The following is a 24,416-nucleotide window of genomic DNA, read 5'->3' as shown; positions in this document are numbered from 1 at the left end:
CAAACATATTGGCAAACGTATTGATAGACTTTGTTAAGAACGGCGGAAGCCTTAAAGACTTTACGCCACAGAACGTATTCGGGAGGAAAGGCAATGAATAGAGCGGTCATCTATGCAAGATTCAGTTCGCACAGTCAAACGGGCAATCTATCGAAGGACAGTTGCACGTTTGCAAAAACTATGCAAAGAGCAAGGGCATCATCATCTTGGACACATACATAGATCGAGCTATGACGGGCACCAATGATAATCGACCCGACCTCCAGCGAATGTTGAAAGACAGCAAAAAGCGAGAGTGGAAATACGTGATAGTGTACAAGTTGGATCGCTTTTCCCGCAACAAGTACGAGATGGCAATGCACAAGAAAACGTTGCGGGATAACGGAATCAAGTTGGTGTCCGCGACGGAGTATATCCCCGATACGCCCGAAACCATCATCATAGAGTCGATGCTCGAAGGTTATGCGGAATATTACTCGGCAGAGTTGTCACAAAAGGTGAGACGTGGCATGAGGGAGTCCCGCATCAAAGGCAACTACACCTGCGGAACGTTATTGTTCGGCTATGAGGTGGTAGACCACAAGTTGCGTATCATCGAGGAAGAAACGGAGATCGTCCGCCTGATATATAGCAAATATCTCAACGGCGAGGTGCTGAAAGACCTCATTAATGAATTGAACGCGCAAAATATCACGAACAATGGTAGGCCGTTCAATAAAAACACGATGTATCACATTCTGCGAAATGAGCGATATACGGGAATTGTTCGCTATGACGGAGTCATATATGACAACATCTATCCCCAAATAATCACCCCCGAAACATTCGAGAAAGTGCGTGTGAAGACCTTGCAAAACAAACACGGAGGGAATAGCACAATAACCAATTATATGTTACGAAAGAAGGTCGTGTGCGGCTACTGCGGTTGTAATATCACCGCCGAATGCGGAACGGCGAGGAACGGGGAGGTTATGCGGTACTATAAATGTATTGGGCGTAAACACGGCAACGGTTGTCGCAAAGCGAGCATACACAAAGCAAAGCTGGAAGAGATCGTGATAAAGTCTTTGATTGATGCACTGAACCGACCCAAAGTTAAGGCTGATTTGGTAGCAAAACTGATGCGATATCAGAAGGAACAGAACGAGCATAGCGTTCGATATGAGGTTTTAAGGCGAGAGCAGCGGCAAGTTGACATCGCACTCCAAAACCTTATGAAAGCCGTAGAGGGAGGACTTGTTACGAGGACAACGGGCGAACGGCTGAAAGAGTTGGAACAAAAGCAAGTAGAGTTAGAGGAGCAGGTCGCCAAAGAGAAATGCAAAATGATGGTGGAGATCCCCGAGGAAACGATAGCACAGTTCTACGAGGAGGCACTACGGATGGAGCCCGAGTTACTGGTTGCCTACCTCGTCAACAAGATAGTCCTATACGACGACAAAATACAGATATACCTCAACACACCATTGATGAGCAGTCCTGAGCAAGATCGGGGCTGCTTTTCTTATAATTGCAGGAAGACATATACGCTCCCATACTATGGATTTGTGGTACACGTTACCATCTATGCGTGACAAAACAAAAGCCCTCAAGTATGATGGTTCAAACTTGAAGGCTTATGGCGGAGAAGATGGGATTTGAACCCATGCTACACTCCTCGCGTACTACTCCCTTAGCAGGGGAGCCCCTTGAGCCACTTGGGTACTTCTCCGCGAGCCCGATATTTTGGAGTGTATTAGTATATTAACATATTGTGACCGCGCTGTCAACAATTCTACGCAAAATAATACGCAAATCTAAACGCTATCGCGTTATTCAATTAACGCATCTATATAATAAAGATGATTCACGCTTTCTTTTGTTAGAGGCGTATTGAAAAAGAGCACATTCGTGGTTTTGAGGTCCCCTAAGGTGTTCGTAATTATTATTATGATTCAAACGCAAATAAGGATTATCGTGGCATTTTGTTCTTTCCATGATAGTGACAACGAACGGCGGGCGGGCGACGGTTATATGACCGTGACCGCGTGTGATTCGGCATACGCATAATAGCCCGCACGCGGGACTATCCTCTTCCGAGGGCAAAGAAAAACCGCCCTCGTAAAAGGGCGGCTACGGAGCCTCACACCAATTTTTTAACGCGTCATAGGTACTCCGCTCGGTTGCGCAACACAGGTTCGCAACTTCAGTCACATAGACATGCCGGCGCACCTATAATGCAGACCATTTGGGAGAGTTTTGTCAATATGAATAGGAAAAGAAATCCCAAAAACGCAAATTGGTAGCGCTTTATTCCTTTTATAAAGCAGCAAACAATGACACGCAAACAATATTTTCGTGCGGTTGCCAATCCGATTGCGCACAACGTAAAAATCGCGCAGCCGTAAGCGCCACACGGTACGACAAGCGGCTTCAGCCGGCAATCGAATTGGATTCGGCCAATAGTTTGATGCGCAGTTGCGCCGCACGCACCGCGTCCGCGCCCCGCTCGACGTATATGGTGAGGAGCATATCCGCGCCGCGCACGCCGTAGGCGCCCGTGGATAGGCAATGAATGGTATCCTTCCACAACACCAATTCCTCGGCGATACGCACCGCTGTCCGCACCTTTTCTTCCGCACTCATTTCTTTCAAATCTTCCGCGCTCATCGTTATCTCCTTTCGTCGTCATCGAGCATTTCCAAGACGAACAGCGCTTTCATCAAATTTTTCTTCAACGTTTCCCTCTCTTGCTTCGGCGTGGGCTTGACCTCTTTTTCGCCCAATTTGCACAAAGCGCATATCATCGCAAGGGATAACGGCATTGAAAGCACCCAGCATACCACGCAAAGCGCACCGTGCGTACACAAACCGGCGATAACCATAGCCAAATACGCCAATACGGCTACGATAGCATCGAACTTTCTTTTTCCTTTTGATTTTTTCATACGCAACTCCTTTCCGCTCCTTGCGCTTTCATACCTTGATTGTAGCGCGTTCAACGCGAACGGTCAATGCCATAGTGTACGATAAATCGTACACTATAAGAAAGCCTAAACGAGGCGAAAAACCACTTGGACGGTGCCGAACAGCGCAGGAAAAAACCATCGGCAAGGCGCGTCTATACGCGAAAACGGCGTGCCGTTCGCCCTCGAAACCGCCGACAAAACGCAAAAAGAGACGCCGCTTAGGCGACGTCTCTCATGCTTATCGGCAGCAAATACCCGCTTACGTCAAGGGATATTCGCAACCAACCGACCACATGGGCCTATCAGTCTTCTCTCTTGATTTCCACTTCTATATTCCAGTACTTCTGTGACGCATACTTGTTGTAATAGACGCTGACGTACACCTGGTAGTCGGGATTCCCCACCACGTACGCACAAAGATTGAAGTCGTCCATATCCTCGCCGTTGGCCGAGAACACATCGTCGAAATCGGCCTCGTGCGTGCCTGCGTCAATCTTGGCGCCTGCGTCGTAGAAGGCGCGGCAGAACGCGCGCACATAGTCCTGATACTCGGATTGCGTATCCGAATACAACTTATATTGCACGTCCCAATAGGGGTACTCGCTATCGCGCGAATTGTGGTCGTCATCCACCCATTCGCTGTAGAATAATTCGCCCTGCGGCGCCGCCACGGCCGACAGACCGACCGTCGCGATATAGTCGCTATCCCACGCGGACACGTCGATTTTGGCGATATAGCCGTCGAGGAACGCACGCGCCGCCGCGTTGCCCGTGCCGTAACTGAGCTCTGTCACCTCGAAGTTGACCTTGTTGCGGGTGGCACCCGTCGAGCCTGCGCCCATTCTGCCCTCATAGGCGTATTTGAGGCACGCGCCCGTCGCGTCGTCGATGGTGACTTCCTCGTGGAAGTAGAGGTTATATCCGTAGGCGTTGGTGCTCTCGAAGGTGTACTTCTTGGCCGCACGCCCCGCCACGGTCACGGTCTCCTCGGTGTTGTAGGAGAGCGTCTCGCCCGCGAATTGGAACATATAGCCCACGTTGCCCCTGCCCAGCATGGTGGGCGCCGAGCCGTCCGCCGTAAAGGTGGGCGTACTCATTTTGTGATACTTACCGTCCCAGATAGACGTATAGGGATAGAGGTAGGTATTGTCGTAGAGTTTCTTGTTAAAGCTCTCGTAGGGATCGTTGGCGTAGAAATAGGTGCCGTCCGAAGCCACGGTGGTCACCGCCTGCCCGTCGGGACTTTGCGCCACCACCTTGTAGGTGTCGCCGATGGCCGTCATAATGCTCTCGCGCGTGGCCATCGTCTTGGTGAGCACGGTGGCGTCCTGCGTGCCGCCTTGCCCGCCCTCGTTGCCGGAGGGAGTGGTGCTGCCGCCGTTGCTCGTATCGGGTTGGGTGGTGCCGCCTTGATTCGTACCGTTGCCGTTGCCCGTGCCTTGATTGTCGCCCGTTTGCGTTTGGGTGTTCGTGCCGCTGCCGTTGCCTTTATCCTTGTCGCCGCAAGCGAACAAGGTGAAGGTCAAAGCCAGCACCAAACAGATTGCTATCACTAATACTAGTTTCTTCTTCATCGTCTACTCCTTTGGTCGATCGACTACACGCTCTCGACGGGCATCTCGATCTCGTCCGTGAAATCGGTGTAGACGTCCTCGCAGGTATAGGTCGCGAAATCCTTGTCGCTTTCTTTGTAATACAGCACGGCGTGCGTCTTTTGGTCGATCTTCATCGTGGCGTCACTCTCGGTGAACGTATATACGTCCACGTCGCGGGAGCCGTGGTACACGTCCACGGTCAACGCCGCTTCGTCTTCGATGCAGAACCAGTAGTCGCCCAACACGCCGAAGATGCCCACGTAATCGGTGAAATCTTCCACGCCGTCGTACAAGTAGTAGTAACTGCCGTCCAACTCGTACGGGGTCTCCTCGTCCGCGCACTCGTAGACTTTGGCGTTGCCCTGTACGGTGGCGTCTACATAAAAGACGTAATCCGCAATGGTGTCGCCGCTCTCTTTCTCCTCGGAGAAGAAAGTGTATTTGATTTTGTTGTTCTTGATCCAAATCTCATACACGTCGCGCGAATGATCGGTCTCATTGACCAAACGAACGGAGAGGCCGTTCTCGCGCGCCGCTTCGGCGATCATGGCCGCCGCCACGTCGTCGGGACTATGCTTGGCCCCGATGGTGGTCAAGTTGGACGCCACCTCGGGCAACACCACGTCGTAACCCACCGTAAACTCGGTTGTCACGTGGCTGGCGACGTAGGTATAATCGACGGCGCCCGCCGGATACAGATTGTAATAGAAGAACAGCACCGCGCCCGTTTGTTTATCCATCTTGATGAGGTACTCCTCTTCGTAACCTTGGGCCGGCACGTCTTTCTTGGCATACTTGTCCACGGCTCTGGAGAGATAGGTCTCGGAAGTCTTGGTGAGACCTTGAAGATTGGCGTATTGCGCGCCCAACGTCATATAACTGTTGATGACCTGGCGCAAAGCCGTCTTGGCCGCGTCGGCCGAAGTGTAATCGGTATCTTCGCCGTATGCCACATTGTGCCGTTTCCAACTGCCGTTCTGCATACGGTAATCCACGTAGTATTCCGCGCTCTCGCCGAAGTCGAAATAGGCCGACTCGTTGCTGCTGACGATGAAATACACGTCGCCTTTGACCGCGAAGGTATAGGTGCCCAAATTGTTGCCGCTGACGTTGCCGTCGGCGTCCACGCCCGCGCCCAAGGTATAGGTCACGCGGAAGCCGTTGGGGATAAGCGCGTCCACGATGGCGCTGTTACCCGCGTTGGGATAGTCCGCAGTGATGGAAGTGCCCGCGCTTTCGCCGCCTTCGTTACCGCCGCCTTGTTGGCCGCCCTCTTGACCGCTTTCGCTGCCGCCTTGGCCTTGGCCGCCCTCTTGGCTGCCGCTTTCGCTACCGCCTTGGCCTTGGCCGCCGGGGGTGGTGTTGCCGTTGCCGCCGCCTTCTTGGCCGCTCTCATTGCCGTGCTCGTGGGTATTGTCCGCGCTGACGGTGGGCAGGGTGAAGGTGGGGTTGGTATTGAACTCCTCGCACTCGAAGTTGACGCCCGCGGAAGCACCGACCGCGGAAGCGCCGCCGGTCCATTTGAGGCAGATGCCCGTGGACTTGTCGATATAGCAGGCGTAATTCATCTTGTACACCACCATATTGACGCCCCACTCGTACTTGTCGCACGAGCGACCGATGACGGTGGCGCCGCTCTTCTTCATGCCACCGTCCATGGCGTTGACGCCGTAGTAGGTCATCCAAGCCGAGGCCGCCGAAATCTGCGCATTCATCTCGGTCTGCGCCTGCTCCTTGGTGTAGTCGGCGTTGTAGTAGTTGACGTCTTTGGTCCAATAGACGTTGCCGGCCTCGTCCTTATTTTTGTCGTACACGGTGATATAGGCGTCGTTGGTCATATCGTAGTAGGTTTCGTCCTCGTCGGACGCCACGTAGTAGACACCGCCCTTCGCGCCGTAGGCCATAGTGCCCTCGTCGTTGTCCGCGGCCTCGGTGCCCGTCGTCGTGCCTTTGTAGCGAATGAGGAAGCCCTGGCCGGTACGCATGGCGTCGAGATTGGACTGCACCCGAGTGTAGTCGTAATCCGCCGCCACCGAAGCGTCGCCGCCGGTGACGCCGAGTTTGTTCTTGCAGGCCGTCATGGCCACCGCCAACACGACGACCAAGCACAGCGTCAAAATGACATACAGTTTCTTTTTCATAGATTTCTCCTTTATAATACGGATTTCTCCGTGGTTTACTCGTTATTCTTGTCCTCGTCCTTCTTCTCTTTGGCCTTTTTGATCACCTTGATCACCACGAAGACGACGATGGCCACCGTTGCTATTATAGCAAGCCAAATGAAAATACACAAGCCCAAAGGCTCGGGACAGATATGGCAAATTTTACATTTGTGCGTGCCCTCGGCACCGTCACCGCCGCCTTGAGCGGCGCCGCCCCCGTTGACGGCGGGCGCCTCGTTATAGACGATGTCGTCCGAGCCGAAGCCGATGACCTTGCTGTATCCCGAATAGAAGTCGTCCTGCCCCTGTTGCGCGCAGTAGTACCGCGCCCGCATCTCCACTTCGATGCCGGCGGGGAAGGTCTTGCCCTGCTCGGCGAGGTAGACGAGACAGGCCTTGTGTTCGCCCGTCGTAAGGTCCGCGGCGACGTGGAGGTCTTTCCATTCGGTCGTGCCTTTCACTCTCGCTTCCACCTCGATACGGAGCGTGTTGTTTTTGGCCACGGCGCGCGCCGTCGCCGACGCGATCTCTTCGGGCACGGTGAGGGTGAACGCCACGACGGGATTGTCGTTGAAGGTTTCGTCGGTCAAACGCAACCCCGTAATGACGGGCGCGGGGACGTCGGCGGGCGTCAAAGGCTCGTCCTTGGCGGCGTCTTTGCCCCAAGCGACGACGGTCGACCAATCGGAAAAGGTGTATTCCGTCTTGTAGGTTTCGTCATTGTACGTCGTGACGACGAACCGCACGCGGCTGTACATCGTGTGTTGGTTCCAGTCGATGGACAAGTCGACTTCTTCATCGTGTTCGTTGGCGGTGTACTGCGAGGGACGGAGTTGTTCTCTGACGCCGACCCGGTTTTCGCTACCGTTCCAAAGGCCCGCGTTCATCCCGCGATAGAGCCATATATCGTTGACGATTTGGGTATCGTATAGTCCGCAATCGACCACGTCCCATTCGCTGAACTGCTGTTTACCGTCCTCGTCCGTGCCGAGCGTGCCGAGAGGCGCGTCGTCCCAATAGGCGTTGTGGTGCCAGCCAGACACCGCGTCGTTCACGTCGTCCAGCGCCCAGTCGATTTGAATGCCGAGATAGATCTGGTTGTACTCCGTGACGCCGCGGGAAGCGAGATACGCCGATTCGTCGCCCGAATCGTGATAGGCCACGAAGAAGGCGTTGATTTCGTTGGACATACTGTACGCCATACCGAGGGTGGTACTGCTATCGCCGATATTCTCTTTGGTGAGGACGACGTTTTGGGGCGCGGTAAGCGTGAAGGGCAACGCCGCGTTGGCCGAAGCCACCCGAGGCGCCGCGACGAAGGCCGCGCACGCCGCAAAGAGGAAGGCCGCGACGGCTGTCATTACGCAGATGAGTTTGTGAGATTTGGTCATACTTTTCTCCTTATTCGCCCAAAGGCTCGGCGTCGGACGCCGCACTATTTTATTTCGGTTGGCGATACAGTAGGCTCAACAATTCGTATTCGTTTTTGACGCCCAATTTGGCGTAGATGGAACGCAAATGCTTCTTGACGGTGGATTCGGACAAAAACAATTCCTCGGCGGTGTCCGCTCTGCGGCGACCTTTGAAGGTGGCGGCCAGCACTTCCTTCTCCCTCGCCGTCAACGTCGCCGAAGCGGGCGTATGCTCCACGAGATACAGGATATCCTCGTCGGTCAAAGAGAGCGCCTCGCGGTCGAGCACGCATTCTTCCACCGTGCCGTCCGTCTCCTCGGTCTCCAACTCCACTACAATCAAAGCAATCTTTTTCTTCACGTATTCGTCCACCTAATTGCGCGGGCATCGTGCACATATCATATATATAGAGCGCGCCCCCGCGTGTTATATAAAAAATATATCATATATCGCACGCAAAAAAGGGGTATCCTTTCGGCTACTTTTCATCAAAAAACGGCTACTTCCTGCCGAAATAGCCGTGTCTACACTCTTTTTTTGCCCAAGCCGCCTCGGCGCAAACGCGCCTTGTCTATCGATATTACCTCGCCCGAAAGAGAGCCTTTACTTCGTCACGAACAACTTTGCCAACAGTTCCGCCCGCGAGGACGCGCCCAATTTGGCGTAGATGGACGCGATATGTTTTTTGACCGTGGACTCCGATATAAACAACTCCGCGGCGATCTCCTTGCGTTTTTTGCCCGCCAATACGCCTTTGAGCACCTCTTTTTCGCGCTCGGACAAGGCCGCTACGTCCTCGTTGGCGGCCAAAATACGCGCAACGTCTTCCTCTGTCACGGGCGTTTTTTCGGCGGGCGCCGCCTCGGTGGGCGCGGTTTCTTGGGGTACGTCCCCCTCTTTTTTGCGCCGTATGGCATAGCCGCCCAACAGCAACAGCATGGTCGCCGCGCCCAACGCAAGCACCCCGCACAATACGATGATCACGATGGTGTACTCGGGCATGGGCTTGGCGCCCCTACCCCCTGCGGGCTGCGGCACTTGCGGCTCGTTGTAGGTCATGGCGGCGTACAACCGCACGGGATTCGCCCCGTTGCCGTAGTAGGTCACGCCATCCGCGTACGCCTTGCCGTCGGCGGTTCGCCACTCCACGAAGGTATATCCCACTTTGAGATAGACAGGCAACTCGACGGTATGACCGTAAGCCACCGTTATCGTATCCGCCAACTCCGTCCCTACGTACAATTCGTAGGTGGTAGGCGCCGCGTTGGCACCCACGGTGAAGTCGCCCGAAAGCGAGGCCGCGCGCTCGGGGAATTGCGCCGCCACGTAGGCGTTGGGTACGACCGCCAACCCCGCAAAGGCGAGGTGCGCATCGACCGCTTGCTCGTCGTAACGACGGGTATAGCCGTCCTCGTCCGCTTGAGCGGGCGTGGCGCGATAGTTGTAGCCGTTGTTTTCTGCGGGCGTTTGGCGCGCCCCCTCGACGGCGTCTATCACCACGCACCCCACGGCTTTGACGTAGGGTATCGCCCAAAAATCGGACGGGTACAAATTATATTCGTAATTCGCTTCGCCGTACTTGTAGAAATCGGCGGGGCTTGCTTCGGCCACGTTGTCGGCCACCGTGCAGAAGGCCATCTCCAACCCGCGCGCGCCCAAATCCATCGTCTTGCCGTAATCGGCGTACACGGCGGCGTAGGCGTTTTGGGCCGTATTCCGCCGCACGTCCGTATTGATGACGCGCACGCTTTCGGGGTTGTTGCACCACACCGCGCCGCCCAATCCACCGCACGAGGCCAGGCTCTTGGTCTCATAGTTCTTTCGCGATTGCGCGCGGTTACCGTCAAATATGCAGCCGTCCACGACGGCGGTACTCGCCGCGATGGCCACGGCACCACCCAAGGACGCGCCGTTGCCCACGAAGGCGCAGTCGAGCATGTTCAACTCGCTGCCGATATACGCGCATACCGCGCCGCCCATCGAGGCGTCGGGATCCTCCAACACGGGAGCGCCCGCATAGACGTAGTTGGCGACGTTGCCGCCAAAGCGGCACCCGTCGAAGTCGGCCTTGGCCGCGGTAAGCGCCACCGCGCCGCCGCCCAAGGCGTAATCGCCCGCGCCCGAGAGGTTGTCCTCGAACGAACACCCGCCGAAGTGCAACGCCACGTTGCGCTTGTATCCCTCGGCGTACACCGCGCCGCCGCCGTACAAAGCGGCGTTATCCGCGAACGTGCACCGCGCGAACGTCAATTCGGCACGACAGGAGACGTTGTCCCCGTATAAAGTCTGCGCGTGGGCGTTGCCCGCATAGTCGCCGTAGAAGAGGCGCACCGCGCCCCCCTGCTCGTGCATATACCCGCGGAAACGGCACCCCTCGAAGGCAACCTCGAGGTTGCCCTTGCACATCACGGCGTATTGCGCTTTGACGGTGTAGTCGGAAACGGGGTGCCCCGTGCCCTCGTCGTATGTCAAATCCCAATCGGTGACGGCGACGTTCGCAGCGTGCGTTAGCGCGCCGTTGAAGCATATATTTTCAAAACGGATCGCGTTGCTTACGCCCGCGACCTTGGTGCCTTCCAAAAGGAAACCGCCGTTTTTGAAGGTGGCGACGCCGTCCGCTCGATTGGTCGGCAAGCCGCTGCGTATCGTGACGTTTTTATCTATGATTAGCCGCTCGCTCTCGTGAACCGCGCCCGTGCCCGCCAAGGTGAAATCCACGTCGCCTACCGTGATGACGTCTCCGTCACGGGCGTTTTTGAGCGCGCGCAACAGCCCCTCTCTCGTCGTGACGAGTTCGACGTCCTCGGCCTCGGCGCAAGCGCCGACCGCCCCGCCGCACACCGATAGCGACAACGCCAAAAGAAGCGCCGCGACCAAAATCGCGACCGCCGTGCACAAAACGCTATTCTTCTCTCGTCGAACCGTTGCTCTCATCATGATTTAGTATTCAAAACTTCCTCGGTAGTATTTGATAGCGATATATGTTAATTATGTCACATCTTCAAACCCTTTGTCAACGCGATACGCCGCGCTCACCCTCGTTTGTAAAATCATTTTCTTCTTTTTTTACTGTATTGTGCCCCTTTACTGCGTTTTTTCGGAGCGAAAGCCCGTCCGTACGTCGATCGCCGCTCCGCGTGCAAGCGTTTTTGCACAAAAAGCAGGGGGACGTCCCCCTGCTTTTGCGTTCTTTCGACTGCAACTGATGCCGCTCTACTCCAAGCCTACGAATAGATTTCTCGGCACGCCGCCCTCGTAATGCGCGGGTTGCGCAACGCCCAACGCGTACAGCACGATGGGCGCGAGGTCATGCGTGACGTAGGTGCCCGAAGTGCCCTTGATGACGTTGCCCAAGCCGCCCGCGACGGCCAGCGTGACCGCTTTCTCGGAGGGGGACTCTTTGCCGTGCCCCCCTTTCTCGGTGTGACCGTGGTCGGTGACGCAGATAAACAACGTGGTGTCGACCAATCCTTTGGCACGATAGGCGTCGTACACACGACCCATCTGTTCGTCCACCCATCGTATGGCCTCGACGTATTCCGCCGAAGCGTTGCCGTGCATATGCCCCGCGTGGTCCACGGCGTCGAAATGTAGGAAAACGATGGTATCGTCGTGCGTTTGCAACCGCTCGACGGCTTTGTCGGCCACCACTTCGTCCACCTTCTCCTCGTCGTCGGGATCCTTCACCAACGTCTTGGCGTTGACCTTGGTCATACCCGCAATATCCTTCTCGATGATGCCGTGATTGATATTTGACCAATCCACCGCCGAGAAAAAGGTCGCTTGGGGCATGGCCGCCGACACGGTAGCGAACACCGAGGGCAACGCGCCGCCCACTTTGCGCGTGAACAAGTTGGCCTTGTCGTTGGTGATTTGATGGGTTTGCGCCGTTACGCCGAGGAGCATAGCCGCCCAATTCTGCGCGCTGATGGTGGGGTACTGCGACGTGCCGTGACAGTTCACGCTCCCTTCGCCGAAGATGCGGTCGAACGCGGGCGTGTCCACGGTTGCAAGCGCGCCGCCCGCACCGTCCACGCCGAATATCACCACCCTGTCGTATTTGGGCGCCGCCGCGACCTGCGCCGCCGTCGGAACCACCCCTTGCGACACGCGATCCGCCTTCATTTCCTTGGGCACCGCAAATCGCGTATAATGCACGCTCGGCACGACGACCGCCGTAGCCACCACGACGGCTATCACTATCGCCAACAGTATTTTGAATCCTTTTTTCATACGCGCTCTCCCCCGCCGACGTTCGGCCGCCCGTTCTTGCGGGCTCGTTTACTTGATTATATCATTATGGCTTATCAAAATCAACCCCCGCCGCATATTCTCTCCGCTTTTCGGTTTTGCACCAAAAAGCAGGGGCACGTACCCCTGCTTTTTCGGTCGCTATGCCAAGCGAATTGATTGGGAAAGCGACGCGCCGCGTTGCGGCGTGGGCTTGCGCGGACGGATATTATAGCCCCGCATCCTTGCGCGCTTGTTTGGTGGCGACGTAGTAGACCTTGTTGCTTTGACCGCTGTAGCTCAACGTGTTGTCAATGATGAAGTTGCCGTTGTTCTCGGCGTGGTCCACCGTGTCGAAGAAGAATATCTTGATGGCGTCCTCGCCCTTGACGGCGTAGAGATAGGTCTCCAACTGCGACTCGATAATGCCGTACGTATTCTCTTCGGATTTGGCGTAGTCGGCGCCCGTCATCACGGTCACGGAGTAGCCCGCGGCTTCGAGATTGGATTTCGCTTCGTCTACGGTGATACTCTTGAACAGGTTGCAGGCGGCGAAACTGCCGACCACCACGGCCAATACGACCGCTACGAGTACGATGCTGATTGCTTTTTTCATTTTGAAATCTCCTTTATTCTTTTTATATTTTCGTTGCGGGCGCACGCGCCGTCCACCCGCTCATATAGACCATTATACCATATCGGATAGGGATAACAAAAGACTATTTCGTCAAAAAAAGTATTTTTCTCGATGAGCGAGTACCGTCTACTCCTCGAAGACGAGCACGTTCGCCCCTGCCGCAAGGTCGAAGGCATACGCCGCGCGCTCGTCGGACGGCACGGCCGCGCCGTTGTACACGCAACGCTTACCCGTCACGACGAGTCGGCCACCCTCGCTCGAACACGTCACGACCACCCGCCGACGTCCGTCCGCTTGCTTTTGCGCCTTGACGCCTATTTCCACGCCCGCAACGGGGTTGACGAACAGTTCGAAGTCCCCGATCTGCGTATCGGGCGCCACCACGAAGGACGAAAAACCCTCGGCGGTAGGATAAACCCCACCCACGTACCGTGCCAATACGGTCAACGTGCCGCCCGCCCACGCGTGGTTGGTCGTGCCTCGGCGCTTGTCCCAAAACTCCCACAAGGTACTGCATTCGTCCGCTATCATATCCGCATAGCGCTCCTTGGCCCGCGCGAGGGCGAGATCCGTTCGGCCCAACACGCACAAGGCTTCCTCTACGTATTTTTCCATATAAGGGGACGCGTTGCGCACGTCGTACAACGTCCGCGCGATAGCCGCCGCGTCTTCCATGCGGTACAGCCCCGCCAAAACGGCCACGGCGTTGGCTCTGTCGTCCGCCCGCTTGCCGCCCGCTATGCCGTCGTCCGTCCAAAAGGCCGTATAGGCCGTGGCAATCGCCGCCATTCGTTCCTCGCACAATTCGCGCAAAGCGCTGCCCTCTTTCGCCAAGGTGACGAGCCGCGCCATCGCGTAGTAGTACCAAGCGTTCTCGAGGGCGGGCATATCGATATGGCTCCCCCAATCGCCCCAATCCCACGAGCCTTTGCGATGCACGACGAGACCGCCCCGCATCTCCCAGAGCGGCAAATATTCCTCGGCCATAGACAAAATCATATCTACCACGCTCGTGTCGCCCGAATACGCGACGTAGTCTGCGCACCCCACCAAAAAAGCGAGATTCTGCACGGGCAATTCGTACGCGTTGACGCCGTCGGGCACCACCGACTGTATCGTGCCGTCCGCGTGCACCCACCCGTAGGTGGTGACGATGGCTTTGCGAAACAGGGCCGCGCTCGCGGGCGTCAGGGCGTAGAAACTCATACCGCTCTCCACCACGGCGTCGCCGATCCATTGCGCGCGCTCGCGGTCGGGACAGTCCATATAGGAGTCGCGCATGGTCACCTCGAGGGTGTTGGCCGCCTTTTGCCACAACGCGTTGAGCGCCTCGTCCTCGGAGCGGAACTCGCCGACTCTATCCGCGCCGTACCCCGTGGGACGATAGCCCACGCGCCGAAGCGTTACGCCCGCGTCCACTTCCAAATAGAGGGTTTCGCCGTTGATCCACGCGAAATCCAAAAACGCGTTCGCGCCCGCTTTGGCGGTATAGGTGTTGACGTAATCGAGGGATTTGTTCTCGGTATAATAGGTGATTTTGCGCCCTTTCTTGTCCGCTTCGAACTCAAAGTAGGGGCAGAACTGCGCGTTAACGGGCAGAAGGAAGACGAATTTGGTGCGCTTGGATAACCGCACGCCGTAGGCGTCCGAATCGAAATAGATGGTTTCGCCCGCTTTCTTGGGCGGCAAGGGGTTGAGGTAACTTCGGCCGAACGCCACACGGCATTCGTCCCTGTCGAGCACCACGGCATTATCCCAATCCGCCGCGACACCCTCGCGCCAAAACGCCACGTAACGCTCGCCGTCCACGCGGCTGCCGCGCTCGGACAAGCGGAAATTGAGGTTGCCGAGGAAGTCCAACGCCCCGTAGCGATAGGCGAATCGACGGGCCTTCCAACTGCCGTCGGTGACGAACGGGCGCGCGCCGATCGTCCCTTCGATGACCAATCCGCCCCGCCCCGAGTCTTTGTGCGAAAAACCGTCGTCGCCGAGGTGGCGCACCAAAACGGCCACGGTGTTGACGCCCTTTTTGAACTTGTTTTTGATTTCCACGCGGTCGTAGAAACCGTCCGTGGGCGTTACGCCCCGTTTGAGCCCGCCTTCCCACACGATCTCTTCGCCGTTGACCCACAGCCAATAGTAGGTGTCGCAAGCGATATCGAACACCGCGAGGTCTTCGTCACTATCCAGCGTCACCTCTTTTGCGAAAGCCGCCCAAACGGCCACGCCGTTCTCTTTGATCCAAATATAATCGGCCTCGAAAGGCTCGCGAAACGCCAATAGCGGACGGTCCTCGGCGTAGGCCACTTTGTCGTGTCGATTGAGCGGTCCCAAACCGTACATGGACGCCAAATAGAGACTGCCGCCGAGCAAGGCGGCCACCAGTACGACGCATACCACTGTCAACGTCAAGATCTTGGCTTTTTTGCCCACTTTTTTCATGGCTCCTCCACGACGGCTTCCGCAAAACCTATACACTCGCGTCCCCGCAACATATCGGCAGTATTGCGCCCGTTGAAGTAGAGGCGCAACACGTTGCCGTAGCGCACCAAATGACTGGCATAGACGAATTGATGCATCCAGCTCTTTTCGTCGGAGGCAAGGGGTGCGACCAGCGTCTTGGCAAAGTCAAATCGCTTGCCATCGGCGGAGGTAAGCAAAAAGATGGCGGAATGGCTGGCACCGTCTTGCTCGTAGATGCCGTTTTGAATGCCGACGTAGCCGTCTCGGAGTCGATATACCTTGAGACACCCGCTGCAAAGGTTGAGATAGGGCGACGCCTTGTCGGGCGAAATGATAGGCTTATCCGCCACCACGTAGCCCTCGTCCACTCGATCGCTCTCGGCGTACTGGATATAGGTGGGCTCGCAAAAGCCGCAGTCCTTGATGAAAGTGAGACCACACGAAAAATACAGCCGATATTTGCCCTCGATTTCGAGCAAAAACGGATTGGATATGGCCGAGCCGCGAGGGCTGTTTTCGTAGCCGTGGGCGGTGCTAACCACCGACTTCGGCGCCGACCAATGCACGAGATCGACGCTGCTTTGCACGCACAAATGCGACCGCCACTTGGCCAAGTTGACGAGATTCAACGCGTTGGCGAGCAACGGGCGCGTCTTTTCATAGAAAAGGTAGTAGCGATCGCCCACGCGGTTGACGTTGGGACGCATGGCGTCGGCGGCGACCTTTTGCACCTTTTCGAACCGAATGCCGTCGTCCGAGCGGAAATGATACACCCCGAACGTGGTGTGAAAAAACATATGCCACATAGTGTCGGGCGCTTGGTCGGGCGTCAGCAACGACGGATCGGCCACGACGACCGCACCGCCGAACGGTGCAAGAACGGGTGTTTCACGCGTGGTGAAGGTCAGATTCAAAATATCCTTGGTGGAAAGATCGAGCATACGACAAATTCTCCTTCGGCATACGGTCGTCGACCGTCGCTCCTTTTATTATACACGACGGCACGGGCGTTGACAAGAGCGGAATGAATGGAGTATCGTAGTCGAGAGATTATTTCTAATTTGATTCCGGCGAAAAACATTATCGGCTTTTTTGGAAGAACTATTGATTTTTGTGATAGCAAATATTACAATTATAACTGTCGCGGAAGCGATAATATTTATTTCGAGGTATGTTTATGAAAAAAGGTATCGGTATGTTGGCAATGATGGCACTGGTCTCCGTATTGGTGGTAGCGCTGGTCGCATGCGGCGTGCCCGGCAACTACAAAGACGGCATGGAGAAGATGAAAGGGAAAGGTTACGACGTCAACGACGTGACCACGTTGAGCGTCAGCGGCTCCTATCTCGCTTTCCGCGCGTCCGAGGGCGACGAAAGGATGACGGCGGTCTATTTCCCGAAGTCCACCGAAAGCAAATCGGCTGAGAGTTTCTATGCCAGTACGCAAAAGACTTCTACGACCTACGTCGTAAAGAAGACGACCGCGGGCAACTTCATCGTCGTGTATTTCGGCACGGAAGGCGCAGTCAAAGATTTCGAGAAATAATCGCGTTTCGCCCGCATCCTTGCGGGAAACGTACTAAAACAGGGGCTCTTTCAAGCCCCTGTTTTTGTGCCATTTTGTATGTAAACCACGTCAAAATGTCGCGATTATACACCGAATTATTTGCCGAAATATCTATCGAGCAAACCCTTGAACGCTTTGCCGTGGCGGGCTTCGTCGCGAGCCATCTCATCATGCCTTCCTTGCTACATTTTACTATTTATATAACAATCCTTGTTCTTGTATTAGTTTATAAATATTCTCTCCATCTTCTTTTGTAATAAATTGAAACTTAAATTTTGTGCCAGAAAAAGAAAAAATTTTAAGAATCGTTGAGATTTTAAACTGTACACTTGGTGCAAAAAAGTCTAATGTGCAAATATCGTGAGCAGAAAATAATATGTTGTTTGATAATATAACACCTTTTATATTTGCAAGTCCTAATATTCGTCTCCCTTTTAGAATTTTACCGCCAGTTTCAACAATAATTTTCTTGTTAGTGAGAATATATTGCCTTTTTAGTATACTATTGCACACAAACGGAACAAAACATCCAACAATAATTAATAAACCACCAAATAGGGCTATAAGCCATGCATTTGGAATATCTTTTTGAATCGCAAATACACCTAGTATTATCAGTAATAATCCTAAGGCAATTAGGAATACTGTGATTCCTACAAAAGCTCTAATAATCTTTCTTCCAACACGAGCCTTATATAAAACTTTTTCATCTTTATCTAAAACTACTGTTTCCGATACAGGTATACTCTTATTCTCTTGCTTGTTCTCTTCATCTGGTTGTTTTTCAAGATTTTCTTCCATAGTATTTCCCCTTATAGATTTTAATCTTTTTGATGAACTGTATCTTCATCCAAATAATCATATCATAATTATTTTAAAAAGAAAATCTATTTTTTATATTAATTACAAATTAATAACTCCTTGAATATTGTCAAATTTGACAATATCTCCCCTAAAATCTGCCTAATTCGCTTATCTTCATTGTCAAATTTGACAATAAAACATAAAAAACGGAGGTATTTTAACCTCCGCTTTAAAATCAATGTTTTAAATTAAATAATACTATATATTATTTAAAATATCTGTCCAGCAAGCCCTTGAACGCCTTGCCGTGGCGGGCTTCGTCTCTGGCCATCTCGTGCACGGTGTCGTGAATGGCGTCCAAACCCAACTCCTTGGCGCGTTTGGCCAAAGCGGTCTTGCCGGCGGTGGCGCCGTTCTCGGCGGCGATGCGCATCTCGAGATTCTTCTTGGTAGAGTCGGTCAGGCACTCGCCCAACAGTTCGGCGAACTTGGCGGCGTGCTCGGCCTCTTCAAACGCGGCTTTCTCCCAATAGGCGCCGATCTCGGCGTATCCCTCGCGGTAGGCCACGCGGGCCATCGCCAAATACATACCCACTTCGCTGCACTCGCTCTCGAAGTTGGCGCGCAAACCGTCCACGATCTCTTTGTCTACGCCTTTGGCCACGCCCAGCACGTGCTCGGCGGCCCAACTCAATTCATCCTCGACCAACTCGACAAACTTTTCGCCCGGCACCTTGCAACGGGGGCATTGGTCGGGACGGGTATCCGATTCGACGATTTCGCCGCAAACTGTACATCTCCATTTCTTCATACAATCATTCTCCTTGTTTTGGCTATATTACGGCTTTCGCCGTTCGTTTTCATTATATTGCATTTCGCGTCGGCTGTCAAGACTCATCGCGCAAATAGAGGGTAAACGACCGCTTGCGATAGGATAGCACGCCCTCCGCCGCGAGCGCGGACAACTCCCGACACAAAGCGGCTCTGTCCGCCGCCAGATAATCCGCCATCTGCTGCCGCGAGAGGGGCACCTCGAAGGTGTTTTTGCCCGCCAAACGGCTTTGGTAGCTGAGATACGCCAATATCTTCTGCCGAAGGGTACGCTGCTTCACCTGCTCGATGGTATGGATAAGCCCCACCGAACGATTGGCCAAGGCCGCAAGAAACCCCTTTTGCGCCTTTTCGTACAAGTCGGGCCTGCCGTCCGCCGCGGCGAAATACGCCGAGAGCGGTATCGCCGCTACCGTCACGTCGCCCACCGCCACCGCCGACATAGGATAGCGGTCCACGTCGCCAAAGGCGTACGCCGCGCCGAAGATATGCCCCGCCGTCACAACGCTGAGAATGGAGCGATTGCCCCAATAGTCGTCCACGACCAAATGCACCGTCCCCGACAGCACGACGTAGATGCAACGCACCTCGTCGCCCGCCGCGAACAGCGTTTCGCCCGCCTTGGCCTTTTGGGATCTCGCCTGCCAGCACGCCAGCGCTTCCGCCCATTCGGTGGGCGTAAACCCCGCCCGCACAGCAAACGTCGGTAAATCTTGCATAGCACTCCTTTCGCGGGGGCTTGCCAAACGCCCCGCGTATATGTATAATTGTACTATATCCGCAACGCATTTGCAAGAGGTAACTATGAAACTGTACGGAATGGAAAAATACTCGCTGGTGGACTACGACGGCTACGTCGCGTGCACGGTTTTCACGGGGGGCTGCAATTTTCGCTGTCCTTTTTGCCACAACGCGGCCTTGGTGACGGGCGTGGCGGGGCTTGACGCGCTCGAAGAGGCGGACGTCTTCGCCTACCTCGCTTCGCGCAAAGGTCTGGTGGACGCCGTGTGCGTCACGGGGGGCGAACCCACCCTGCACCGCGACCTGCCCCTCTTTGTCCACGAGGTACGCCATCTGGGCTACCGCGTCAAATTGGACACCAACGGCACCAACCCCGATATGCTGGAGGGGCTACTTTCGGCGGGAATGCTCGACTACGTGGCGATGGACGTCAAAAACGACCTCGAGAATTACGACCGCACGGCGGGCGTCAAGGTGGACCAAGCCCTCATCGACCGCTCCATCTCTTTGCTTATGGCGGGCAAATGCGACTACGAATTCCGCACCACGGTACTCAATGGGTACCATACGGTGGAGGGTATTCGTGCCATCGCCCAAAGAATAGCGGGCGCCAAGCAATACTATATACAATGCTTTGAGGACAAGGGCGGCAACCTCACCGCGGGGCTCGAAGGGCTCGACGAAGCCACCGTGCGCCAAATGTGCGAAGTCGCCCGCCCCTACGTGCAAAAAGCCGCCGTGCGCGGGCTGTAACGCGCTCTTTCGGCGGTCGAGAGGGCCTTCCCGCCCGACCGCAATCGCGGGAATGGGCAGTATATCATAACTTCTTCCTAACGTGCATATACTACCCTCGTGAAAGACCTTCTCCCCACTCCCGAACAACTCGCCGCCATGGCGCGAGAATACGGTGCGGTCAAGCCCATCCCCCTGCCCGAATGCGAGCCTGCCGAATGGGAACCGCTGTGCCGCTACCTCGCTCGGCTCAACGCCCTCGTACTGCCCTTGCGGCGCGCGCGGGACGGCGCCGTCGCGGACCTGGCCGAACAGGCCTTGGGCGCTTTGGGGCGTATGCAGGCCCAGATATCCGCGTTGGACGGCGGCCGCTCAGACTTCGCCTGCGATCCGCCCGCCGTGCGCAATTACGGCGACCTAATTCGTCAGGCGCTCACGTCTTGCGCCGCCGTGTGCCGCGAACTCTACCTTGAGCGCGACGGCAAATCCCTATCCCGTCAACTCCCCTACCTCACTTCGCTATCCCACTACGTCTACAGCCTCTTGCTCACCTTGGCGGCCATTTGACGCAGTTAGCCGCCATTCGCGTCCATTCGCCACGATTCCCCCGCAGTGGCAAGGTATAATGGCGGTATGGACGTTTTATTTTGCAAGGATTTTTCGCAATTTCCCTCTATACGCGCGGGCGGTACGGTATATCTCGTGCGCGGCCGCGAAGACGGCGGCGTGGGCAACTACCTCGCCACCAAAGGCTTCAACGTGTGCGATACGGTCGTGGACGGCGGCCGTTACGACGATTACGCGGGGCTCTCCGTCCGCACCCCGCCCGACGGCACCCGCCTCGTCGTGGGCGTGGGCGACTTCGCCGTGCTGGAAGCGGCCAAACTCATCGCGTCCTTGCACGATCTGCCCCTGTGGTGCGTGCCCCTCTCCTACGACGGCGTCAACGCCCTTGCCGACTACACCTTGTGGACGGTAGACCGCGCGCCTGCGTTTCTTCCCGTATCCCGCCAAACCGTACTGGCGACCGAAGGACTGCTCGTCCCCACGCGCGACGGCGTGCAACAGATCTATCAGCACCTTTTCGCCTACTACGTTTCGCTGCAAATATCCGTCTACACCAACCGCCTGTTTCTACGCGAGGCCGACAACGAGCGCCTTTCGCCACTCCTTGCCACCGTCCAAACCGCCCTCCTTTCGGTGGGCGAATACAATCCCGCGGTCGCCCCGAAATTGTGGTCGACCATATGCGCGGTCGCGCCCGTATGTTCGGACCGCGAAATAATGTTGTACGCCAAGGCAATTTGTGTGTACAAAAAAAGCAATATGTCGTATAATAGATATATCTTCGCCGCGGCGTACGCCTATCTCGCCGCCCTCACCGAGTGTGCGGACGCGCCCGACCTGCTGCTACCGCCCGACCGCACGGCGGTAGCCGAAGCGGCAAAGGGACTGGGCTGGAATATTCGACCCGCCCCCTCGCCCGACCGCGCCGAGCGTCGCCGACTGGATTGGGCGTGGCGCGACTACCTCGCGGACGTTCGCTCGTCGGCGGACGTCGCTCGCCAAGCGGCCAAGTGCTGGCGCAGATTGGTCGGCAGCGCGGGGTACGGCTTTTTTGAGGATCTGTCCCCCTCGGATTTGACGTATCTAATGCCCGTCGTCGCCGAAACCTCCCCCACGTATACCCCTTTTAAGCACCTTTACTTGAGAGGCGGATTCGACTTGTTCAACTGAAATCATCCAAAGAGGTACCCTATATGACCAAAGAAGAACTCAAAAAAATCAAACTTTTTCTGATGGATATGGACGGCACCGTCTATATCGGTCCCCAAAAGATCCCCGGCGCGTTCGAGGCGTTGGAAACCCTGCGCCGCAACGGCAGGCGCATTTGCTTTCTCACCAACAACTCCTCCCGTAGCCAAGACCAGTACGTCGAGCACCTGCGCCGCTACGATTTCGAGGCGTCTATGGACGAAGTCTACACCTCCGCGTTGGCCACCTGCGGCTATCTCAACAAGCACCGCAAGGGCGCCAAGGTCTTCGCGCTGGCCACCCCTCGCGTCCGCGAGGAGATGCGTCGCGCGGGCGTCAACGTCATAGAGGGCTATCCCACCGAGCGCGAGGACTATCCCGACGTGGTGGTCGTGGCGTTCGATACCACCCTCACCTACGACCGCCTGTACGCCGCCTGCCGCTATATCAACGCGGGCGCCTACTACGTGGCCACCCATCCCGACAACTTCTGCCCGGCGCCGGAATGCAATATGCCCGATATGGGCGGTTTTATCGCCATGATCGAGAAAACCATCGACCGCCTGCCCGACGTCATCATCGGCAAGCCCTACGCCCCCATGGCCGAGGCCGTGGGCGAGAAATTCGGTCTACGGCCCGAGGAGATCGCCATGGTCGGCGACCGCCTATATACCGACATCCGCTTCGGCGTGGACAACGGCTTCGCAGGGATTTTGGTCATGACGGGCGAGACCACGCCCGCTATGCTCGCCGACAGCCCCATCAAGCCCACCCTCGTATTGGACACCTTTGCAGACGTGTTGGATTTGTTGGATTTGCGATAGCGTATAAACACGCAAAACGGCGGCGAGATAGCATTCTCGTCGCCGTTTTGTTTTGTCAAATGTGCGCTTTCGCGCCTCTTCGCGGTTGTCGCCGCGTTTTATGTGGTCGCGTACGATTCAGTCTAACGACGGGTATTCCCGAGCGCGCCCGCGCCCGCGGCGCGTAGGGGCTACATCATTATCGCGCATATCGTGTCCCAAGTCAAATTCTCCAAATACGTCGCGGGCTCGGACTTCGCGGGCACGCGCACGATTTTCGCGTATCCTTGTTTTTGGGCGATCGCGGTCGCGCGGAAGATATGGGTATTGCTCGTCACCACGGCCAAGGGCTTGTCTTTGTCCACCAATTCGGCCACGTACTGGAAGTTTTGCACAGTCGTCTTGGCCTGCGCCTCTTCGACGAGCGCACCCCTCGTGGTGTCAAATCCGTGCGACAGGAGATACCGCCGCATATACGCCGCCTCCGTCTTGTCGGCGTCTTCGCTGTTGCCGCCCGTCACGATGACGGTCACGTCGGGGTGTTGGGCCTTATATTCGAGCGCTCGGTCCAGCCTGTGCTCGAGGTCTTTCTCGATTTCGTCGCCGTTGACCGCCAGCCCCAGCACGCACACGGTTTCCACGGGCTCCTCGTCCGTGATGGTACCCGTGATACCCACCGCCAGCACCATGCCGACGAACGCCAAACATACGCAGCACACCGCTACGCGCAAGACGATGCCCGCCGCTCGCGCCGCTTTGTTCTTCCGCCAAGAGAAAATGCCCAAGGCGACGTCCAAACACGGCAGCGCCAATAGGCACGACACGCCGAATTCGGCCATGAAGCGCGGCACGGCGCTCCACCGCTTGGCGTCCGTCGCCCCCGCTACGCGCACGATCATCACCACCGCGCAATATACGAAAAACGCCGCCACCAGCCCGAGCGCCACGAAGCCGACGATTTTTCTTGCCTTGCCGATTTCCCTTTTCTCCGCCTTTTCTTTTTCCATACCGTTCTCCCTGCCCCGAGGGGCGACCGCAACCCGCCGCGGGTTTTATTTCGCGCACGGCGGCTTTCACGGGGGCATAGCCGATATATCGCACCCGTAGGGGTACATCGCGTTCGTGCCCCGTCCTTTCTGCCGACTACCCCTATACTATACCACGTTTCCACGCCCGATTCAATAGAGAGGCCAAACTTCGGCGCCTCGACTTCACGGCGATTTTGCAAGCCCTATGCACCCAAAAATGAATTTTGCAAAAATTGCAAATAACAGTTGACATTTCGCACAACATTTCCTATAATAATAAAGCATTTGAGCGGTTATACCGCACAATTAGCATTCGCTGATGTGGCTCAGTCGGTAGAGCACGTCCTTGGTAAGGACGGTAAAATGTAGTGACGCTTCACTTCGTTTTGCTAGCAGGTGACCCCGCCACATCAATTAAAACTTAATATGCTGATGTGGCTCAGTCGGTAGAGCACGTCCTTGGTAAGGACGGGGTCACCAGTTCAAATCTGGTCATCAGCTCCACAGAAAAGGACACCCAAAATACGGTGTCCTTTTCTATTTTGTGCGACCTCGCAAACGAAGTCACACAAAATTGCACGATGCGGCGCGTCGTGCGTGGAGCTTCAGACATCTTCGCTCGCCTTATATATACTTCGTGCATAACGGCTTCGCTCGCTGTCATCGACCTTTTATGCGGATAATGATTCGTATGGTTTCGGTGGAAG

At 55.8% G+C, this 24,416-nt stretch carries 21 protein-coding genes, 2 tRNA genes and 1 pseudogene; 7 read left to right on the top strand and 17 right to left on the bottom strand.

Annotated elements, in window-relative coordinates; all coding sequences use genetic code 11:
• The first annotated feature begins 161 nt into the window (after positions 1-161).
• Positions 162-1,574, top strand: coding sequence for a recombinase family protein (locus tag II896_04675; GenBank protein MBQ4443937.1), 1,413 nt, complete (start codon positions 162-164; stop codon positions 1,572-1,574).
• 45 nt (positions 1,575-1,619) lie between these two features.
• On the opposite strand, the gene II896_04670 is transcribed toward II896_04675, so the two are convergent.
• The 12 genes from II896_04670 to II896_04615 all read right to left on the bottom strand — a co-directional run bounded on the left by II896_04670 (position 1,620) and on the right by II896_04615 (position 16,389).
• Positions 1,620-1,711, bottom strand: a tRNA-Ser gene (locus tag II896_04670).
• A 701-nt stretch (positions 1,712-2,412) separates the two neighbouring features.
• Positions 2,413-2,649 carry a hypothetical protein gene (locus II896_04665; GenBank protein MBQ4443936.1) on the bottom strand — a complete coding sequence of 79 codons (237 nt, stop codon included), beginning with the start codon at positions 2,647-2,649 and terminating at the stop codon, positions 2,413-2,415.
• 2 nt (positions 2,650-2,651) lie between these two features.
• The gene (locus II896_04660) at positions 2,652-2,927 is read right to left on the bottom strand and encodes a hypothetical protein (protein MBQ4443935.1); all 276 of its coding nucleotides are present in this window, start codon (positions 2,925-2,927) and stop codon (positions 2,652-2,654) included.
• Positions 2,928-3,250: 323 nt separating this feature from the next.
• Positions 3,251-4,522, bottom strand: coding sequence for a hypothetical protein (locus tag II896_04655; protein ID MBQ4443934.1), 1,272 nt, complete (start codon positions 4,520-4,522; stop codon positions 3,251-3,253).
• Between the two features lie 23 nt (positions 4,523-4,545).
• Positions 4,546-6,684, bottom strand: a complete 2,139-nt coding sequence (locus tag II896_04650) for a hypothetical protein (protein ID MBQ4443933.1) — start codon at positions 6,682-6,684, stop codon at positions 4,546-4,548.
• Between the two features lie 35 nt (positions 6,685-6,719).
• Positions 6,720-8,096 (bottom strand): hypothetical protein, encoded by a 1,377-nt coding sequence (locus II896_04645; GenBank protein MBQ4443932.1) that lies wholly within the window; start codon positions 8,094-8,096, stop codon positions 6,720-6,722.
• A gap of 49 nt (positions 8,097-8,145) precedes the next feature.
• Positions 8,146-8,478: a helix-turn-helix transcriptional regulator gene (locus tag II896_04640; GenBank protein MBQ4443931.1), complete on the bottom strand. Its 333-nt coding sequence runs from the start codon at positions 8,476-8,478 to the stop codon at positions 8,146-8,148.
• A gap of 243 nt (positions 8,479-8,721) precedes the next feature.
• On the bottom strand, positions 8,722-9,177 hold the full coding sequence (locus tag II896_04635; protein ID MBQ4443930.1) for a hypothetical protein: 456 nt from the start codon (positions 9,175-9,177) through the stop codon (positions 8,722-8,724).
• 2,154 nt (positions 9,178-11,331) lie between these two features.
• The gene (locus II896_04630) at positions 11,332-12,351 is read right to left on the bottom strand and encodes an alkaline phosphatase family protein (GenBank protein ID MBQ4443929.1); all 1,020 of its coding nucleotides are present in this window, start codon (positions 12,349-12,351) and stop codon (positions 11,332-11,334) included.
• Between the two features lie 226 nt (positions 12,352-12,577).
• Positions 12,578-12,964, bottom strand: a complete 387-nt coding sequence (locus II896_04625; GenBank protein ID MBQ4443928.1) for a hypothetical protein — start codon at positions 12,962-12,964, stop codon at positions 12,578-12,580.
• A 147-nt stretch (positions 12,965-13,111) separates the two neighbouring features.
• The gene (locus II896_04620; GenBank protein ID MBQ4443927.1) at positions 13,112-15,427 is read right to left on the bottom strand and encodes a hypothetical protein; all 2,316 of its coding nucleotides are present in this window, start codon (positions 15,425-15,427) and stop codon (positions 13,112-13,114) included.
• The gene (locus tag II896_04615) at positions 15,424-16,389 is read right to left on the bottom strand and encodes a hypothetical protein (protein ID MBQ4443926.1); all 966 of its coding nucleotides are present in this window, start codon (positions 16,387-16,389) and stop codon (positions 15,424-15,426) included. The genes II896_04620 and II896_04615 overlap by 4 nt, the downstream gene beginning before the upstream one ends.
• A 236-nt stretch (positions 16,390-16,625) precedes the next feature.
• Between II896_04615 and II896_04610 the strand changes: the two genes are divergently transcribed.
• Entirely contained in the window at positions 16,626-16,994 is a 369-nt protein-coding gene (locus II896_04610) for a hypothetical protein (GenBank protein MBQ4443925.1), read from the top strand.
• A gap of 116 nt (positions 16,995-17,110) precedes the next feature.
• Here the strand turns inward: II896_04610 and II896_04605 are convergent.
• The 4 genes and pseudogenes from II896_04605 to II896_04590 form a co-directional block, all read right to left on the bottom strand.
• Positions 17,111-17,182, bottom strand: a pseudogene (locus II896_04605) (NADH peroxidase).
• A 25-nt stretch (positions 17,183-17,207) separates the two neighbouring features.
• Positions 17,208-17,816: a hypothetical protein gene (locus II896_04600; protein ID MBQ4443924.1), complete on the bottom strand. Its 609-nt coding sequence runs from the start codon at positions 17,814-17,816 to the stop codon at positions 17,208-17,210.
• Positions 17,817-18,084: 268 nt separating this feature from the next.
• Positions 18,085-18,630 (bottom strand): NADH peroxidase, encoded by a 546-nt coding sequence (locus II896_04595; GenBank protein ID MBQ4443923.1) that lies wholly within the window; start codon positions 18,628-18,630, stop codon positions 18,085-18,087.
• A 76-nt stretch (positions 18,631-18,706) separates the two neighbouring features.
• Positions 18,707-19,369, bottom strand: a complete 663-nt coding sequence (locus II896_04590; protein MBQ4443922.1) for a Crp/Fnr family transcriptional regulator — start codon at positions 19,367-19,369, stop codon at positions 18,707-18,709.
• Between the two features lie 85 nt (positions 19,370-19,454).
• Between II896_04590 and II896_04585 the strand changes: the two genes are divergently transcribed.
• From II896_04585 to II896_04570, 4 genes are all read left to right on the top strand, one after another.
• Complete coding sequence (locus II896_04585; protein ID MBQ4443921.1) at positions 19,455-20,144, top strand: anaerobic ribonucleoside-triphosphate reductase activating protein; 690 nt, start codon at positions 19,455-19,457, stop codon at positions 20,142-20,144.
• 99 nt (positions 20,145-20,243) lie between these two features.
• Positions 20,244-20,690: a hypothetical protein gene (locus II896_04580; protein MBQ4443920.1), complete on the top strand. Its 447-nt coding sequence runs from the start codon at positions 20,244-20,246 to the stop codon at positions 20,688-20,690.
• A 66-nt stretch (positions 20,691-20,756) separates the two neighbouring features.
• Positions 20,757-21,860: a hypothetical protein gene (locus II896_04575; protein ID MBQ4443919.1), complete on the top strand. Its 1,104-nt coding sequence runs from the start codon at positions 20,757-20,759 to the stop codon at positions 21,858-21,860.
• Positions 21,861-21,883: 23 nt separating this feature from the next.
• On the top strand, positions 21,884-22,702 hold the full coding sequence (locus II896_04570; protein MBQ4443918.1) for an HAD-IIA family hydrolase: 819 nt from the start codon (positions 21,884-21,886) through the stop codon (positions 22,700-22,702).
• A 170-nt stretch (positions 22,703-22,872) separates the two neighbouring features.
• On the opposite strand, the gene II896_04565 is transcribed toward II896_04570, so the two are convergent.
• Positions 22,873-23,688, bottom strand: a complete 816-nt coding sequence (locus II896_04565; GenBank protein MBQ4443917.1) for a YdcF family protein — start codon at positions 23,686-23,688, stop codon at positions 22,873-22,875.
• Between the two features lie 449 nt (positions 23,689-24,137).
• On the opposite strand from II896_04565, the gene II896_04560 reads away from it, so the two are divergent.
• Positions 24,138-24,213, top strand: a tRNA-Thr gene (locus II896_04560).
• Positions 24,214-24,416: the final 203 nt, after the last annotated feature.

It is taken from the genome of Clostridia bacterium (assembly GCA_017394805.1).
In the GTDB taxonomy this organism is placed as follows: Bacteria; Bacillota; Clostridia; order Christensenellales; family CAG-1252; genus RUG14300.
This window is presented reverse-complemented; position numbering and strand designations above follow the sequence as displayed.